This window comes from Deltaproteobacteria bacterium, assembly GCA_009692615.1.
Lineage (GTDB): Bacteria > Desulfobacterota > Binatia > UBA9968 > UBA9968 > DP-20.
In genome coordinates, this window is the sequence record SHYW01000127.1 from 1 (window position 1) to 14358 (window position 14358).

14 protein-coding genes and 1 pseudogene are annotated in these 14358 nt (G+C 57.6%); 9 read left to right on the forward strand and 6 right to left on the reverse strand.

The window, feature by feature from the left end; all coding sequences use genetic code 11:
- The first annotated feature begins 201 nt into the window (after nt 1-201).
- Nucleotides 202-693: a hypothetical protein gene (locus EXR70_22025; GenBank protein MSP41173.1), complete on the forward strand. Its 492-nt coding sequence runs from the start codon at nt 202-204 to the stop codon at nt 691-693.
- Between the two features lie 39 nt (nt 694-732).
- Here EXR70_22025 and EXR70_22030 read toward each other — a convergent pair.
- Nucleotides 733-789 (reverse strand): annotated as a pseudogene (locus tag EXR70_22030) (hypothetical protein).
- Here EXR70_22030 and EXR70_22035 point away from each other — a divergent pair.
- On the forward strand, nt 753-1280 hold the full coding sequence (locus EXR70_22035) for a hypothetical protein (GenBank protein MSP41174.1): 528 nt from the start codon (nt 753-755) through the stop codon (nt 1278-1280). The pseudogene EXR70_22030 and the gene EXR70_22035 sit on opposite strands and share 37 nt — an antisense overlap.
- An 84-nt stretch (nt 1281-1364) precedes the next feature.
- Here the strand turns inward: EXR70_22035 and EXR70_22040 are convergent, their stop codons facing one another.
- The 4 genes from EXR70_22040 to EXR70_22055 all read right to left on the reverse strand — a co-directional run bounded on the left by EXR70_22040 (nt 1365) and on the right by EXR70_22055 (nt 5351).
- Complete coding sequence (locus EXR70_22040; GenBank protein ID MSP41175.1) at nt 1365-2126, reverse strand: glucose 1-dehydrogenase; 762 nt, start codon at nt 2124-2126, stop codon at nt 1365-1367.
- Nucleotides 2127-2180: 54 nt separating this feature from the next.
- A complete protein-coding gene (locus EXR70_22045; GenBank protein ID MSP41176.1) occupies nt 2181-3029 on the reverse strand; it encodes a heme-dependent peroxidase in 849 nt (282 codons plus the stop codon).
- A gap of 43 nt (nt 3030-3072) precedes the next feature.
- Nucleotides 3073-3714: a DUF4126 domain-containing protein gene (locus EXR70_22050; GenBank protein ID MSP41177.1), complete on the reverse strand. Its 642-nt coding sequence runs from the start codon at nt 3712-3714 to the stop codon at nt 3073-3075.
- Nucleotides 3715-3920: 206 nt separating this feature from the next.
- Nucleotides 3921-5351 carry a UbiD family decarboxylase gene (locus tag EXR70_22055; protein MSP41178.1) on the reverse strand — a complete coding sequence of 477 codons (1431 nt, stop codon included), beginning with the start codon at nt 5349-5351 and terminating at the stop codon, nt 3921-3923.
- 316 nt (nt 5352-5667) lie between these two features.
- Between EXR70_22055 and EXR70_22060 the strand changes: the two genes are divergently transcribed.
- The 7 genes from EXR70_22060 to EXR70_22090 all read left to right on the forward strand — a co-directional run bounded on the left by EXR70_22060 (nt 5668) and on the right by EXR70_22090 (nt 13940).
- On the forward strand, nt 5668-6924 hold the full coding sequence (locus tag EXR70_22060) for an MFS transporter (GenBank protein ID MSP41179.1): 1257 nt from the start codon (nt 5668-5670) through the stop codon (nt 6922-6924).
- A gap of 37 nt (nt 6925-6961) precedes the next feature.
- Nucleotides 6962-8284: an insulinase family protein gene (locus EXR70_22065; GenBank protein MSP41180.1), complete on the forward strand. Its 1323-nt coding sequence runs from the start codon at nt 6962-6964 to the stop codon at nt 8282-8284.
- Nucleotides 8281-9603 (forward strand): insulinase family protein, encoded by a 1323-nt coding sequence (locus EXR70_22070; protein MSP41181.1) that lies wholly within the window; start codon nt 8281-8283, stop codon nt 9601-9603. Before EXR70_22065 ends, EXR70_22070 begins: the two co-directional genes overlap by 4 nt.
- Nucleotides 9604-9711: 108 nt before the next feature.
- Nucleotides 9712-9843 (forward strand): response regulator, encoded by a 132-nt coding sequence (locus tag EXR70_22075; GenBank protein ID MSP41182.1) that lies wholly within the window; start codon nt 9712-9714, stop codon nt 9841-9843.
- A 9-nt stretch (nt 9844-9852) separates the two neighbouring features.
- Entirely contained in the window at nt 9853-10098 is a 246-nt protein-coding gene (locus tag EXR70_22080; protein MSP41183.1) for a response regulator, read from the forward strand.
- Between the two features lie 312 nt (nt 10099-10410).
- Nucleotides 10411-11643, forward strand: a complete 1233-nt coding sequence (locus EXR70_22085; GenBank protein ID MSP41184.1) for a CCA tRNA nucleotidyltransferase — start codon at nt 10411-10413, stop codon at nt 11641-11643.
- A complete protein-coding gene (locus tag EXR70_22090) occupies nt 11640-13940 on the forward strand; it encodes a xanthine dehydrogenase family protein molybdopterin-binding subunit (protein MSP41185.1) in 2301 nt (766 codons plus the stop codon). The genes EXR70_22085 and EXR70_22090 overlap by 4 nt, the downstream gene beginning before the upstream one ends.
- Here EXR70_22090 and EXR70_22095 read toward each other — a convergent pair.
- Nucleotides 13924-14358: hypothetical protein (locus EXR70_22095; GenBank protein MSP41186.1), on the reverse strand; the 435-nt coding region annotated here is incomplete at its 5' end. The genes EXR70_22090 and EXR70_22095 overlap by 17 nt on opposite strands.

Sequence of the window (14358 nt, forward strand, 5' to 3'; positions counted from 1 at the left end):
GCTTGCTCTGCTTTTTCTTTCTCGCCCACGCCAAACTCGCAAACGTTGTCTGCTCCCCCACGCTCTTTCCTCCCGCCTCACCTTGTCGGTCTTTCTGCTCTTCGTTATTAGACGACTTGCTAGATGACTTGTTCAGAGATTCCTTAGGTGTCTAGGGGATAGTTGAGGCGTTTATCGGATATTCTAGGTAGAGAGTGTTAAATGGCCCAGGTCAATAATAGTAGCGCGCTTCGCTGCATCGGTCAGGATTTTGCGCGGCGCGGCATCAAAAGCTTCGATATTCGCTACCTGCCGAAAGAGAAGGAATATCTGATTCAAGGCGGTTACCAAGATCCGCCGGCGCAGACGCCGGTGACCATCGTTTATCGCCCAGCCGATCTCGACGAGTTGGATGGCTTAGGTACGGAAAAACGCGGTCAGTCGGCGGTCTCGGCGGTATTTTTAAGCCAGGCGCAATTGTTTCGCACCGTGGGCGGCTTCTTGGACAAGAGCGAAGCCCAGTTGGTGCACCTGACCAACAATGAATTGTCGGGCGGCGAGCCATCGTTGAAAGTGGAATATATCAATAGCGACCGTGAGCGGGTAGTCGATAGCTACACCGGCGCGAATCTCTACGGCATGTGCATCACGATGTACAAGCAACGCGGCAAAATGACCGCCACTTACGACCGGTTCTCGCGCTTGCAGCGCTGACGCTCGATGACCGTCTATCACAGCGAGCACTAGTTGAAATTACCAGAAGGCGTTAAAAATTGGACACTGGCACCGATTACTATTCCTTACTTGGGGTAAAGCCGAAGGCGTCGCCTGAAGAAATCAAGCGCGCCTATCGCCAGATGGTTTTTCGTTTCCATCCGGATCGTAACCCTGGCGACGATCAAGCGGCGGGGAAGTTTAGGCAGGTCGTTGATGCCTATGCAGTTTTGTCGGATGGTTTAAAGCGGTCTACCTACGGTACGATTCGCCATTCCAAGGGTCAAGAAGAACCGGAAGAGGAAAGCACAGAAGAACCGCAGCAGCCGTTTGGTGACAGCGCTAGCAATGGCAATAATTACAGTCAAGGTTTCACCGGCCAGGAATTCAAAAGCCAACAGAGCAGAGCTTCGGTCGAAGCCGAGCCCAAGTGCCCTTCCTGTGCCGTAGTCGGCGGCGAGCATCTGATATCGCGCAAGGGCGGTTCGGCAAAATCCCGCGGTAAGCAATTTGTTCTGGCGCCTTTCAATATCGTTTTCTGCGACAGCTGCGGACATGTCTACGGTGTGACCACCAGTGCTGGGTAGCCCCCGAGTTTAATGACAGTTCATCTCGTCGCCGGTCCGGCGACGATCAAGCGGCAAAATTATTTTCAGTCTCGTTGGTGTGGATCAGTGCATCACGCCGCCGCCTTCGACGACTAACAATTGGCCGGTGACGAAGTCGCTGTCGCTGCTGGCGAGGAAGACTGCCGTGCCGACGATGTCGGCGGGGGTCTCGACACGTTTGAAGGCGCGCTTATCCATGCTGCCTTCGCGCCGTTTGAGGACATCTTCAGAGACGTTTTCTTCACTCATGGTCGAGCCCGGCGTCATGCAGTTGACGTTGATGCCGAACTCGCCGAGTTGGCGTGCCATGACGCGGGTGAGGGCGACGACGCCGCCTTTGGCGGTGGTGTAGTGGGGCATGTTACCCGAGCCGCTGAAAAAAGTGCCTGATGCGATGTTGATGATCTTGCCGCTCTTCTGCCGCTTCATGATCGGGATCGCCGCCTTGCTGCAGAGAAACACGCCCTTTAAATTCACTTCGATGACGCGGTCCCATTCGTCGAGTTCCAACTCTTCCACCGGACCCTTCCAAAGTTTTTGCGTGACATAGATCGCGGCGTTGTTGACCAGGACATCGACGTGGCCGAATTTTTCCACGGTCTCGCGCATCAAGCCTTCGAGATTGGCCAAACTGCGCACATCGCTCGTGCGCGCCCAGGCCGAGCCGCCGGCGTCGACGATCGCCTTGGCCGTCGCTTCACCGCCCTGGGCGTCGATATCGGCGATGACGACGTGGGCGCCTTCTTCGGCGAAGCGGCGCGCGTAGGCCTTGCCGATGCCGTGGGCCGCGCCGGTGATGATGGTCACTTTGTCTTTAAGCCGCATGTTGCCTCCGCAAACGATGGAGAATCGGTGCGATGGAAAATCAATTCACAACGCTTAGCTAAAACTCGGCATTTTGCCGTCGAGTAGAACGCCCAGCTGCTCGGTCGGAAAACGCATGGCGATGAAGAACGCGCCGAACAAGCCGTACACCGCGCTGGCTTCGTCAAAGCGCATTTCATACACGAGCTTTTTAAAAACCAGCGGATCGTCGGCGAATAAGTCGACGCCCCATTCCCAATCGTCGAAGCCGATGGAACCGGAAATGATTTGCGTCACCCGGCCGGCGTAGCGGCGGCCGATCATACCGTGATCGTGCATCATGCGCTGGCGGTCGGCGATGGATTCGCTGTACCAGTTTTTTTGCTCGCCGCGATACTTGTTCATCGGATAAAAACACAGATAGCGGCGCTGGGGAATTTCCGGCCAGAGGCGCGGCGCGTTGGCTTGGCGCTGCTTGGCGAGTTCCGTTTCTATTTCGGCGTTCCATTCACCGGTGCCGGGCTTCAATCCTTTCGCCGTCAATTCCGTGTAGAGCTTCACCGAACCTTCGTAGAGACCGAGCTCGACCACCGACACATAGGAAGTGGTGGGTTCGAGATATTCGTAAAGCTCGGTGTGAGCGACGCTGAGTTCGGCCTGGTTGAGTTCTTCGAGGGTGCGGCGAAAATGGACGATCATCAGATCGCCCTTGTGGCCCAATAGCGAGAACAGGCCGGTGGGCTCGGTTTTGTTTTCTTCCATGGCGCTGAATGCTTTTCGTGGGTTGTCGAGTAAATATTTTTGCACCGCGGCGCTGAGCGCTTTCCAGGCGCTCCAGCGGATGCGAAACATTTGATGCAAAATATATGAACCGTCGAGGGTCAGCGGCGCTGCCGGCAACGGATTGTTTGGGGTTTGCTCCATGGCTATTTATCTCTCTCCAGAATTCGATTTGGTCGATAACCGTTCAGGTCGGCTGTGACGCAGTACCGCTGGGCGCCGGTTGATCGGGCTTCACGCCGCCGATTTTATTACGTAGCGCTTGGAAGCCGCGCTTGGCTAAGCGAAAAATTTTTGGTGCCAGCCAAATTATCAGCGCGATGAAGCCGGCGAGCAAAAACAGCATCACCAGAGGATGATGAAAGATCAGCCACAGGCTTCCCAGCACGGCGATATCTTCGGTGACGCTGGCGGCCCAATTGCTAAACGGCTCGGGGCTGGCGTTGATCGCTAAGCGTGTCGTCGCTTTCATGCCGTGGGCGGCCAGCGCGATAGAACCGCCGGCGAGCAGCGCGGCAAGCTCCAGCGCGGGATTCATGTCGCCCAGCGAACGGGCGGCGAGAATCGCTCCGGCGGGCACTCGGATAAATGTGTGCACGACATCCCAGCCGCTGTCGACGTAGGGGACTTTGTCGGCGAAGAACTCAATGACGTACATGGTGCAGGCGATGCCGATGACCGCCGGATGGCTGAGAACCTGCAGATCCGGCGGTAGTTGAATCATCTGCGCCAAATTGGCGATACCCAACACCGCTACGGTGGCGTAGAGATTGATTCCGGAGGTCCACGCCGCTCCCATGGCCAAACTGAGCGTTTCGATGGTGCCCATAATAGACTCCTTTGCGCGCTAACTAGTTTGACCCTGCCGACGACAATTCAATTCGCCGCGGGCGGGAGCTTGGGAATCTTCTAGCACGTCGGTGCAATATCCTTCGGAGTCCTTCGACGGGCTCAGGACGAACGGATTCGAGACTGATATCGTCGAGAATAATCCGTTCATGCTGAGCCTGTCGAAGCATGTTCCTCGTTTTCGGGTTAAAGCTTGAACTTGCTCTCAATCTTATCTTTGAATTCCTTTTCAAAGGCATTGACCGCGGGAAACTGATCCATCCATTTATAAGGCCGGCAAGCGTCGATTAAAACGCGATCGGATGTGTAGCCGCGCGGCGAGCGTTCTTCCGGCGGCATCGCCGGCTCGCACACCGACGCCCACACGTCTTTGATGATGTCGATGCCGCCGCGCACGTAACAGCGCGTGGCGATGGCCCAGATTACTTCTCCCGGATTCGTAATATCGATGTCGTCGTCGACCACGACGACGAATTTACCGCCGTAGGCTCCCGCGCGCGCGCCGGCGGCGACCAGCAGCGCTTGCTTGGCGTGACCGGCATATCGCTGCTTGATGGAGACAACCGTGAAAGGCCCCGGCTGTCCGCCGTAGACAAAACCCCAGACGCCTTTCACTTCCGGTATGCCGGCCTTTTCCAACTGCTCCCACAAAGTTGCGGCGCCCAGCGGCATCGGCAGATAACTCGCCGGCGGTTTGAGCGGCGGCGCGCCGAGCAGGATCGGATTGTTGCGATAGTAAATTCGTTTCACTGTCATCACCGGAGTCTCGCCGACGTTTTCATCCGTGAAGTATCCCGGCCACTCGCCGAAGGGACCTTCTTTCGGCATGTCTTCGTCTTTCATCGGCGGCAGTTCGCCCTCTAAAACGATTTCAGCATTGGCCGGAATCGGCAGACCCGTGTACGCGCCGCGGGCGACGGCTACCGGGGCGCCTTGGAGATAGCCGGCAAATTCAAACTCGTTGACATCCGGCGGCAGCGGCAATTGCGCGGCGAGAAACACCGCCGGGCCTTGGCCGAGCGTGATCGCGATCGGCAACGCCTTGCCGGCATCCCGCGCTCTCTCGAAAGAGAGCCGGCCATGTTTGCCCATGTTCATTTTTACCGACACATGATTTTTGTCCTGGACCATGACGCGGTACGTGCCGATGTTGATTTTGCCGGTATCGAGATCTTTCGTGATGACGCCGCAGCCGGTGCCGATGAACGGCCCGCCGTCGAGATCGTGCCACTTGGGCGTGGGAAATTTGTAGAGATCGACTTCGTCGTCGACCATCTGATTTTCCATCACCGGGCCGCCTTCGACTTGCTGCACGGGGACGGGCTTGTAAGCCGCGAGTTTTTTACGCCATTCGTGGAGAAAGTCGATGCCGTTTTGCGCCGCGATGCCCATCGCCGGGCCGGTGCGCTTGCAGGTGCGAAAGACATTGGTGATGACGCGAAAGCCCGCCGGATAGTTTTTGAAATTGTTAAACAGCAGTGCATCGCCTTCCTTTTCCGCCGCCCGCTCGGTGAGCGCGCCGACTTCTAGATTCAAATCCACGCCGTCGAACTCGCGCAGTTCGCCCATTTCTTTCAACACTTCGATATAACCCCGCATGTCGGTAACATCAGCCATTGGTGCCTCCTAAATTGGCGCAATAGTATGGCGGCGGGACGGGGGAGTCAAATGAGTCAAAATCTTGTTGGATGCAGCTTCGATAACCCATGCCGGGTTTCCGGAACCCTTCGCTACGGCAGCGCATTGCGCTGCCTACTCAGGGAATCGGAAAATAAAATTGGCGCGATCTATCAATTCGATCGGTATCACACGTACCGTTTCCCCGAGTAGCGACCGGTGAGGTCGCGTAGCGAGGGGTTCTTGCTTTGGCAGGATTTGTCAGAAATCTTCTGGCGCAGTGAAATCCTTTAGCAAAGTGTAGTAAGACTGTTTCGTGCAGTTTCCCTTCTTCTACGGCTGGATCATCGTCGCCATCGCCATGGTCGCGGGTTTCATTTCTTCCGGCGTTAGCAATGTCACAATGGCAGTGGTGTTAAAACCGATCAGCGAGGATCTCGGCTGGAGCCGCACGGTGACGGCTGCGGCGATTACACTTGGCTCTTTTGGCGGCGGGTTGCTCTCGCCGCTGTTTGGGCCGGTGGCCGATCGTTATGGACCAAGAATTTTACTGCCCCTTGGCGGTGTGTTGGTGGGGCTGTTGTCGATCGGCGTCAGTTTGAGCACCGAGCCGTGGCAGTTTTACGCGACCTTTGTGCCGGCGCGGGCGCTCACCGAGTTTCTCTTGTGCGGCGTCGTTCCTTATACCGCCATCGCCAATTGGTTTCATGTCATGCGGCCGCGTGCCTTGGGGTTGGTGGCGATGTCGACGCCCTTGGGTTCGGCGCTGATGACCCTAATCTATCAATACTTGGTCATGCATCACGGCTGGCGCAGCGCGTTTTTAGTTTTGGGTCTAGCGTTTTTAATTTTGGTCGTCGTGCCCGGCGCGATATTTCTGCGCCGCCAGCCGGAAGATCTTGGCATGTTTCCTGACGGCGTTGCCCCGGCATTGCAGATTGATGCTCGGACCGGCGACGCTGTGCCGGCGGCGGATTCGCTTCAGCACCACTGGTCGCGCGCTGAGGCGATGCGCACGGTGACACTTTGGCTACTGGTGGCGAGCGTTTTTTTCGCTTCCGTCGGCACCGGCGGTATCGCCTTTCACATGGTCGCCTATTTTACCGATGTGAAAATTTTGCCGGCCGCCGCGGCCGGCGCTTTGAGCGTGATGGCGTTGTCGGGCGCCGTTGGCAGCGGTATTTGGGGCGCTTTGGCGGAGCGTTTTTCGGCGCGTGGCTTGAGTGTGGCGACGACGGTGCTCTCGGCGGCGTCGGTGGCTTTGTTGATGCAAGTGACGTCGCCGCTGACGGCGTATCTCTTCGGCTTGTTATTCGGCATCAGTGCTCGCGGCGGTACCGCGGTGCTGACGCAAATTCTCCTGGCGCATTATTTCGGCCGCCGTTCTTTTGGCGCCATCAGCGGCGTGCTCGAACCGTTTCACAAAGGCGGACTCGGTCTCGGTGCCTTGATGGCCGGCGCCGGCTTCGATCTGTTCGGTAATTATCGCGCCGTGTTCACCGCCTTCTTGTCGATGTATCTTTTGTCGGCATTTATAATTTACTTTGCCCGCCGGCCCGAACCTTTGCCTTGACTTTGGCCGGCCATACTTTAGTTTCTCAATCATGATGATGCAGCGTTCGAGTTTTCACCTCGCTTGGCTATTCGCATTATTGCTTAGTTTCAAATTGGCGCAGGCGGAGCCGGTTCAAGAATTCGTTCTCGATAACGGCCTCAAAGTTCTTCTACTAGAAGACCACAAGAGCCCTTCGGTCACTTTCCAAGTTTGGTACCGCGTCGGCTCGCGCAATGAGAAAGACGGCAAGAGCGGCTTGGCGCATTTTCTCGAACATTTTTTGTTCAAAGGCACGCCGACCACGGGGCCGGAAGAGTACGCGCGCATTATCGCCAAGAACGGCGGACGGTCGAACGCTTTTACGACCACCGATATGACGGTTTACTTCGCGACCATGAGCCGGGAGAAGATTTCAATTCAATTGGAACTGGAAGCGGATCGCATGGCCAACGCGTTGCTCGGCGAAACTTACTTCGAGCCGGAGAAAAAAGTCATTCAAGAAGAACGCAGGCTGCGCACCGACGATAATCCGGCGGCAGCGTTGGGTGAAGTAGCTAACGCGGTGGCGCTGACTGTTCATCCTTACCGCCGGCCGGTGGTCGGTTGGATGGAAGACATTCAAAATCTGACGCGCCAGGATTTGGTCGACTTCTATAAACTTTATTACGCGCCGAACAACGCGGTGATCGTCGTCACCGGCGATTTTGCCACGGCGGAATTGCTGCCGCGCATCAAAGCGGCCTACGGCAAAATTCCCCGCGGCGCCGAGCCGCCGAAAGTAAATGTCACAGAGCCGGAGCAGCGCGGCGAGCGGCGCGTCATGCTCAAGAAAGAAGCCGAGCTGCCGGTGATTCTGATGTCCTATCACGCGCCTAACTTGAAGAGTTCGGACAGCTTCGCCTTGGATCTGCTTTCCGTGGTGCTCGCCGGCGGACGCAGTTCGCGGCTGCATCACGAGTTGGTTTACAAAAAGCGGCTGGCCCATGAGATCGACGCCGACTACAGCGCGGTGTCCGTCGATCCCACGGGGTTTTCCATTAGCGCGCAGTTATTGCCGGGCAAAGAGGCGGCGCAGTTGGAACTGGAGATCGACCGTGAGCTGGAAAAAATCAAGCACGATCTAGTCAGCGACAAGGAATTGCAAAAAGCTAAAAACCAAGTCGAAGCGGCGTTCATCTTCGCTCAAGACTCCATTTTTGGCCAAGCGATGAAGATCGGTTACTACGAAATCGCCGGCGGCTGGCGCCAGATGGAAAGTTATCTCGACGGCATCCGCAAAGTGAGCCGGGAAGATATTCGCCGGGTCGCGAAAAAATATCTCGACCGCGACCGGCGCACGGTCGGCGTGCTGGTTCCGACCAAAGAAAAAGCCAAATGAAAAAGATTTTTTTAAAACTGATCGCGCTCATAGTTTTCGCGTTTGTTTCGTCTGGTGCCGATGCCGATATGGTGCCCAAGCGATCGGCGTTGAGTAACGGCATGGTGTTGCTCACTTCCGAGCAGCGCGCGCTGCCGATGGTGGCGCTGGAGTTGATCGTCGACGCCGGCTCTCGTCATGAAACCGCCGAACAAGCAGGGCTCGCCAACTTGACTTCGAAGCTGCTCACCTACGGAACGAAAAAGCGCAACGCCTTACAAATCAGCGAGAGCTTGGATTTTATCGGCGCCAGCTTGGGCACCGGTGCCGGGGAAAATACCGCCAGCCTCAGTTTGACCATTCTCAAAAAAGATCTGGCCGTCGGTCTGGAGCTGTTGGCGGAGATTCTCACGTCGTCGACTTTCCCCCAGGCTGAGATCGACCGGCAGAAGCAGGCGATCATCGCCGGCATTCGCGCCCAGGAGGAAGATCCCGGCGCGGTTGCCGGTAAGGCCTTCGCCGCCGCGCTGTTTCCGCGCAGTCCTTATGGCCGAGCGGTGGAAGGCAGCGAAGCCTCGGTGAAAAATTTGTCGGCGCAGAGCCTCAAGGATTTTTTCTCGCGCTATTACCGACCCAATCGCTCGATCCTGTCGGTGGTCGGCGATGTCTCAGAGCAGGAAATCACCCAGGCGCTCAATCAGGCTTTTCGCACTTGGACCAAAGGCGCGGCGAGCGCGCCGCCGCCGGCGCCGAGCCAGATCGGCGCGGCGCAGACATTGCGCATTCAAAAGGATCTTACGCAGGCCAATATCATCCTCGGCCATGTCGGCGTGGCGCGCGGCCACCCGGATTACTACGCGCTGCAAGTGATGAACTATATTCTCGGCGGCGGAGGGTTCTCGTCGCGGGCGATGGAATCGATTCGCAACGAGCGCGGCTTGGCCTACTCGGTCTACAGTTTTTTTGGCGCGGACAAGAGTCACGGCTCGTTTCAATTGGTCATGCAGACGAAAAGCGAATCGGCGCAAGAAGCGCTACGGCTGGCGTTGGCAGAGATCCGCCGCATGCGCGAGCAGCCGGTGAGCGAGCAGGAACTCGACGACGCCAAGAATTATATGACCGGCAGTTTTCCGCTGCGCTTCGATACCAACCGCAAGGTCGCCGGTTTCTTGGGGCAAGTGGAATTGTTCGACCTCGGTCTCGATTACCCCAATCGTTACAGCACGCTGGTTGGCAAAGTGAGCCGCGAAGATGTCCAGCGCGTCGCCGGACAATTCTTGCAACCGGATAAACTCATCACTGTCATCGTCGGCAACCAGAGTAAAATCGCCGCTAAATAAACCGCGGCGAAACTTCTGGTGGCGGCTTGATCGCGCTTAGCGCTCCATGGCATAGTCAGGGCGCCGCGGAAACGAGGAGCGCCGACGATCCACAGCGACGGGGCCGCTATGACAAAAGTACTGATCATCGAAGACCATGCCGATATGCGCGAGTTGCTGAGCTGGCAAGTCGAGCTGATGGGATTTACCGCCGTGGTGGCGCAACATGGGCGCGAAGGGATCGACAAGGCGGTGACTTAAAAGCCGGACTTGATCATACTCGACATCATGATGCCGGGGATGGACGGGCGCGAAGCGGCGCGGGAAATACGCGCTAAGCCGGGGCTCGATGGTGTGACGATCCTGGCCTCGACCGCCTTGTTTCGTGAAGGCGACCTCAAGGCTTGTCTCGACGCTGGTTGCAACGGTTACATCGTCAAGCCGTTCACTTTCCAGGAGCTGCAGGCCAAGCTGAAAGAAATTGCGCCGGCGCTGAATCCGAAGTTGCCCGGCTGATTTGCCGGCGCGCGCGCCGACAAGATCGGCGGGTCGCCGCCAATTCAATCTGGCATTTCGCGATTGGGGTATGAACCCCGCTCGCGACCGGGGATGCTCACCCCCTTTGGAAACCCCATTTAGTTGTGACCGCCGCAAGCAGCGGGGAATATTAGATTAAAACATTCCGAAGCTCCCATCGCCGTCACCGTGAGCTCGTCAACTTCACCCACATCGCCGCCGCCAACCGCCCACGCTAAAGCGATTTCGATCGTGCAACGGCTGCGTGGCAGCGGCTTCGAGGCCTATCTCGCCGGCGGCTGTGTGCGCGATATGCTGCTCGGCAAGATGGCGCAAGACTACGACATCACGACCAGCGCCAAGGCTGAAGATGTCCAGCGGATTTTTCCCGACACCGTGGCGGTGGGCGCGCAGTTCGGCGTGATCTTGGTTCTCCTCGACGGCGAAGCTTTCGAAGTCGCCAGTTTTCGTTTCGACGGTCCTTATCTCGACGGCCGCCATCCCAGTCAAGTCCGCTACGGCACTCTCGAAGAAGATATCCAGCGGCGCGACTTTACGATTAACGGGATGGTTTATGACCCGCTTGGTGACCGGGTTATAGATTTAGTCGACGGGCGAGGCGATCTGGCGCGGCGCACCGTTCGCGCCATCGGCAATCCAATTAACCGCTTCGTGGAGGACCGCCTGCGCATGATCCGCGCCGTGCGTTTCGCCGCTCGACTGCAATTCGACATCGAACCGGCGACTTTTTCCGCGATGCAGCAGTTGGCGCCGACGGTGACGCAGATCTCCTGGGAACGGATCGGCGACGAAGTGACGCGCATCTTGACCGAAGGCGGCGCCCGGCGCGGCTTTGAGTTGCTCGATCAAAGCGGCTTGCTCCGTGTGTTGCTGCCGGAAGTGGCGGCGATGAAGGACACGATGCAGAGTCCCGACTATCACCCCGAAGGCGACGTGTTCACGCATACGTTGCTTTTGCTCAGCCACTTGGAAGCGGCGCCGTCCGAGAGTTTGGCTTACGGTTGCCTGTTACACGACGTCGCCAAGCCGGTTTGTCTGCGCCAGGAGGCGCAGCGGATCACTTTTTACGGCCACACCGAGCAGGGCGCCGAGATGGCCGAAGAGATTCTTAAAAGACTCAAGCGCGGCCGGGCGTTGTGGGAGCGGGTGAGTTATTTAGTTCGTTACCACCTGCGGCCGGTGCAGGCGCCGCAGATGCGGCTCAATACGTTGAAGCGTTTTCTCCGCGAAGAAGGTATCGGCGAACTGCTCGAACTGGCGCGCATCGATGCGTTGTCATCCAACGGCGATTTGCAGTATTACCATTTCTGTCATGAGCGCTTGGCGGCATTGAAGGACGACGAGATTCGCCCTGAACTGTTGCTGCGCGGCGGCGATTTGATTGAACTGGGCTTCAAGCCGGGGCCGCTGTTCGCGAAAATTCTCCGCCAAGTCGAAGACGCCCAGCTCGCCGGCGAGTTGAGCGGCCGGGACCAGGCTCTCGATTGGGTCAAGCAAAATTTTTCAACCGAGGTCAAGGGATGAAGAAACCACAAGTCTATAAAACGATCGGCCATGCCGAACCGCGCTCCGATGGCGCGGAAAAGGTTACCGGCAAAGCGCTCTACACGGTGGATGTGGATTTGCCCGGCATGGCCCATGGCAAAGTCTTGCGCAGCCCCTACGCCCACGCGCGCCTACTGCGCGTCGACGGCAGCAAGGCGGAAAAGCTCGCCGGCGTCTACGCCGTCGTCACTCGCGAAGATCAAAAAAGCCTGCGCATGTTCGGCGCGGCTTATAAAGATCAAACCATCGTCGCGGTGGACAAGGTGCGTTATGCCGGCGATCCGGTGGCGGCGGTGGCGGCGGTGGATGAAGCGACCGCCTGCGCGGCGTTGGAACTGATCGAGGTTGACTATGAAGAGTTGCCGGCGGTGACCAGTTTGGACGAAGCGATGGCCGACGGCGCATCGTTAGTTCATGAATTGTCGGCCAGCGGCGGCGAACTCATGGGCCAACGCTACGAGGCGCCCAAGGAGTTTAGCGGCACCAATCTTTGCTACCGTTTCAGTTACGCCAACGGCGACGTTGAACAAGGCTTCGCCAAAGCCGAGCGGATTTTCGAAAACACTTTCACTTTTCCGCGGGTGCAGCATTTCTCCATGGAGCCCCATGCGACGGTGGCGCACTTCGAAGGCGATCGGCTGACGCTTTGGGCCGGCACTCAAGAACCGTTCACGTTGCGCGAGCATCTGGCGGATATTTTTCGTCTACCGCAGAGCAAGATTCGCGTCATCGTGCCCTACGTCGGCGGCGGCTACGGCGGTAAGCTGGCGGTAAAGACCGAGCCCTTGGCCGCGGCCTTGTCGCTCAAAGCCAAACGGCCGGTGCGCTTGGTCCACACCATTGAGGAGAGTTTCAAAACCGTCACGCGCCATCCGGCGCGGGTGAAAATTAAAACCGGCGTCAGCAAAGACGACAAACTGGTGGCGCGCCAATGTCTGATTCACATGGAGACCGGCGCCTACGCCGACGCCGGCCCGCGGGTGACGCAGAAGGCGGGCTATCGCTGCTTCGGTCCCTACCGCATCCCGCATATGAAAACCGATGCCTTCACGGTTTACACCAACACGGTGCCGGCGGGCGCCTACCGCGGCTTCGGGACGTTGCAAGTGACCTGGGCCTACGAATCGCAGATGGATATTATCGCCAAAGAACTCGGCCTCGATGCGCTGGATTTTCGCGTCAAAAATTTGCTCAAGAAGGGCGATCTCTACACCCCTGGCGATACGCCGGTGGATTGCGATTTGAAAGCCGGCTTGCTGCAAGCCGCCGAAGAGATTGGCTGGAAGCAGAAAAATTTAAAACCCAACCACGGTCGCGGCCTCGCCGTGTGCATGAAAGACGGCGGCGGCACTTATAAGGTTTCCTCCGCTGCAGTGAAGATGAATGCCGACGGCAGCGTGGTGTTGCTCACCGGCACCGTCGAAGTGGGGCAGGGCGCGCGCACGGCGCTCAGCCAAGTGGTGGCCGAGGAATTGGCGATTCCTTTCACCGCCGTGACCGTGGCGGCCTTGGATACCGAAGTGACACCCTACGATGTCAACACCAATGCCAGCAGCTCCATGGTGGTGATGGGCTTGTCGGTGCAGCGCGCGGCGCAGGATTTAAAACGTCAACTGCTGCGCCACGCGGCGAAGATTCTTAAAACCAAAGTGGAGCAATTATCGCTCAGCGGCGGCAAGATCGTCGGCGCCAAGAACCAAGGTCTGACGTTTGTCGAGTTGATGCAAAAGGTTTTTTTGTCGCGCTCGGGCGAGTTGATCGGCCACGGCGCTTATCAGTCGCTCAAGAGCGCCAAGGCGGCGCTGGGTTCGCCGACCAATTTTTGGGAGATCAGCTGGGGCGCAGCTGAGGTCGAAGTCGATCGCGAGACCGGCGCCGTGAAGTTATTAAAATATGTTTCCCTCGCCGACGTCGGCCGGGCGATCCATCCGGTGCAATGCGAAGGGCAGGACGAAGGCGGCGTGATGAACGCCATCGGCCATAGCCTGATGGAAGAGATGGTTTATAAAGACGGCCAGCTGCTCAATCCCAATCTGGTCGATTACCGTGTGCCGAGTTTCGCGAGCCTGCCAAAGGAATTTGAAACCATTCTAGTCGAAAGCCATAACGGCCCAGGGCCGTTCGGTTCCAAGGGCACCGGCGAAGGCGGCTTGCTGCCGGTGGCGGCGGCCATCGGCAACGCGGTTTGCCAAGCGACCGGATTGCGCATGTACGACTTGCCGCTCACGCCCGAGAGAGTCTGGCGTGCGCTCGGGAAAATCAGTCAGGACCTTTGATTAGCGAAATCAGCAGTCCGTCAGGAAATGGGATATTCAAGACTCGTTCGAACAAGCCGTAAATAAACAGCCAGGTAAAGAAGGTGACGATCATCGTCATCGGCCATTTCTCGTTGCCAGCGAATCGCAAATACAAAATCATCGAAACCGGAATCGAATAGGAGAAGCCCAATAGCCAGATGAAAATAAAGAAACCCACCGTCCATAATAAAATATTGACGGTTCTTCGATGCTCCACTTCGGGCGCAACGGCAGCGGCGACTTCCCAAGCGGCAAGAGCGCCTTTGGGTTTTTCTTTTCCCCACAGATCCCGGCTGAGCTGAGCAAGACACAACAGCAGGGTTGGAATTCCAATAGCCCAGGGAAACAGGCCGGCACGATAACCAAAGTTGCGGCTCTGGAATAGCGCGAGTGCAAG

Coding starts and splice junctions, on each gene's coding strand:
- EXR70_22025 (MSP41173.1), top strand. CDS start 202: ATGGCCCAGGTCAATAATAGTAGCGCGCTTCGCTGCATCGGTCAGGAT.
- EXR70_22040 (MSP41175.1), bottom strand. CDS start 2,126: ATGCGGCTTAAAGACAAAGTGACCATCATCACCGGCGCGGCCCACGGC.
- EXR70_22045 (MSP41176.1), bottom strand. CDS start 3,029: ATGGAGCAAACCCCAAACAATCCGTTGCCGGCAGCGCCGCTGACCCTC.
- EXR70_22050 (MSP41177.1), bottom strand. CDS start 3,714: ATGGGCACCATCGAAACGCTCAGTTTGGCCATGGGAGCGGCGTGGACC.
- EXR70_22055 (MSP41178.1), bottom strand. CDS start 5,351: ATGGCTGATGTTACCGACATGCGGGGTTATATCGAAGTGTTGAAAGAA.
- EXR70_22065 (MSP41180.1), top strand. CDS start 6,962: ATGCAGCGTTCGAGTTTTCACCTCGCTTGGCTATTCGCATTATTGCTT.
- EXR70_22070 (MSP41181.1), top strand. CDS start 8,281: ATGAAAAAGATTTTTTTAAAACTGATCGCGCTCATAGTTTTCGCGTTT.
- EXR70_22075 (MSP41182.1), top strand. CDS start 9,712: ATGACAAAAGTACTGATCATCGAAGACCATGCCGATATGCGCGAGTTG.
- EXR70_22085 (MSP41184.1), top strand. CDS start 10,411: ATGCTGCTCGGCAAGATGGCGCAAGACTACGACATCACGACCAGCGCC.
- EXR70_22090 (MSP41185.1), top strand. CDS start 11,640: ATGAAGAAACCACAAGTCTATAAAACGATCGGCCATGCCGAACCGCGC.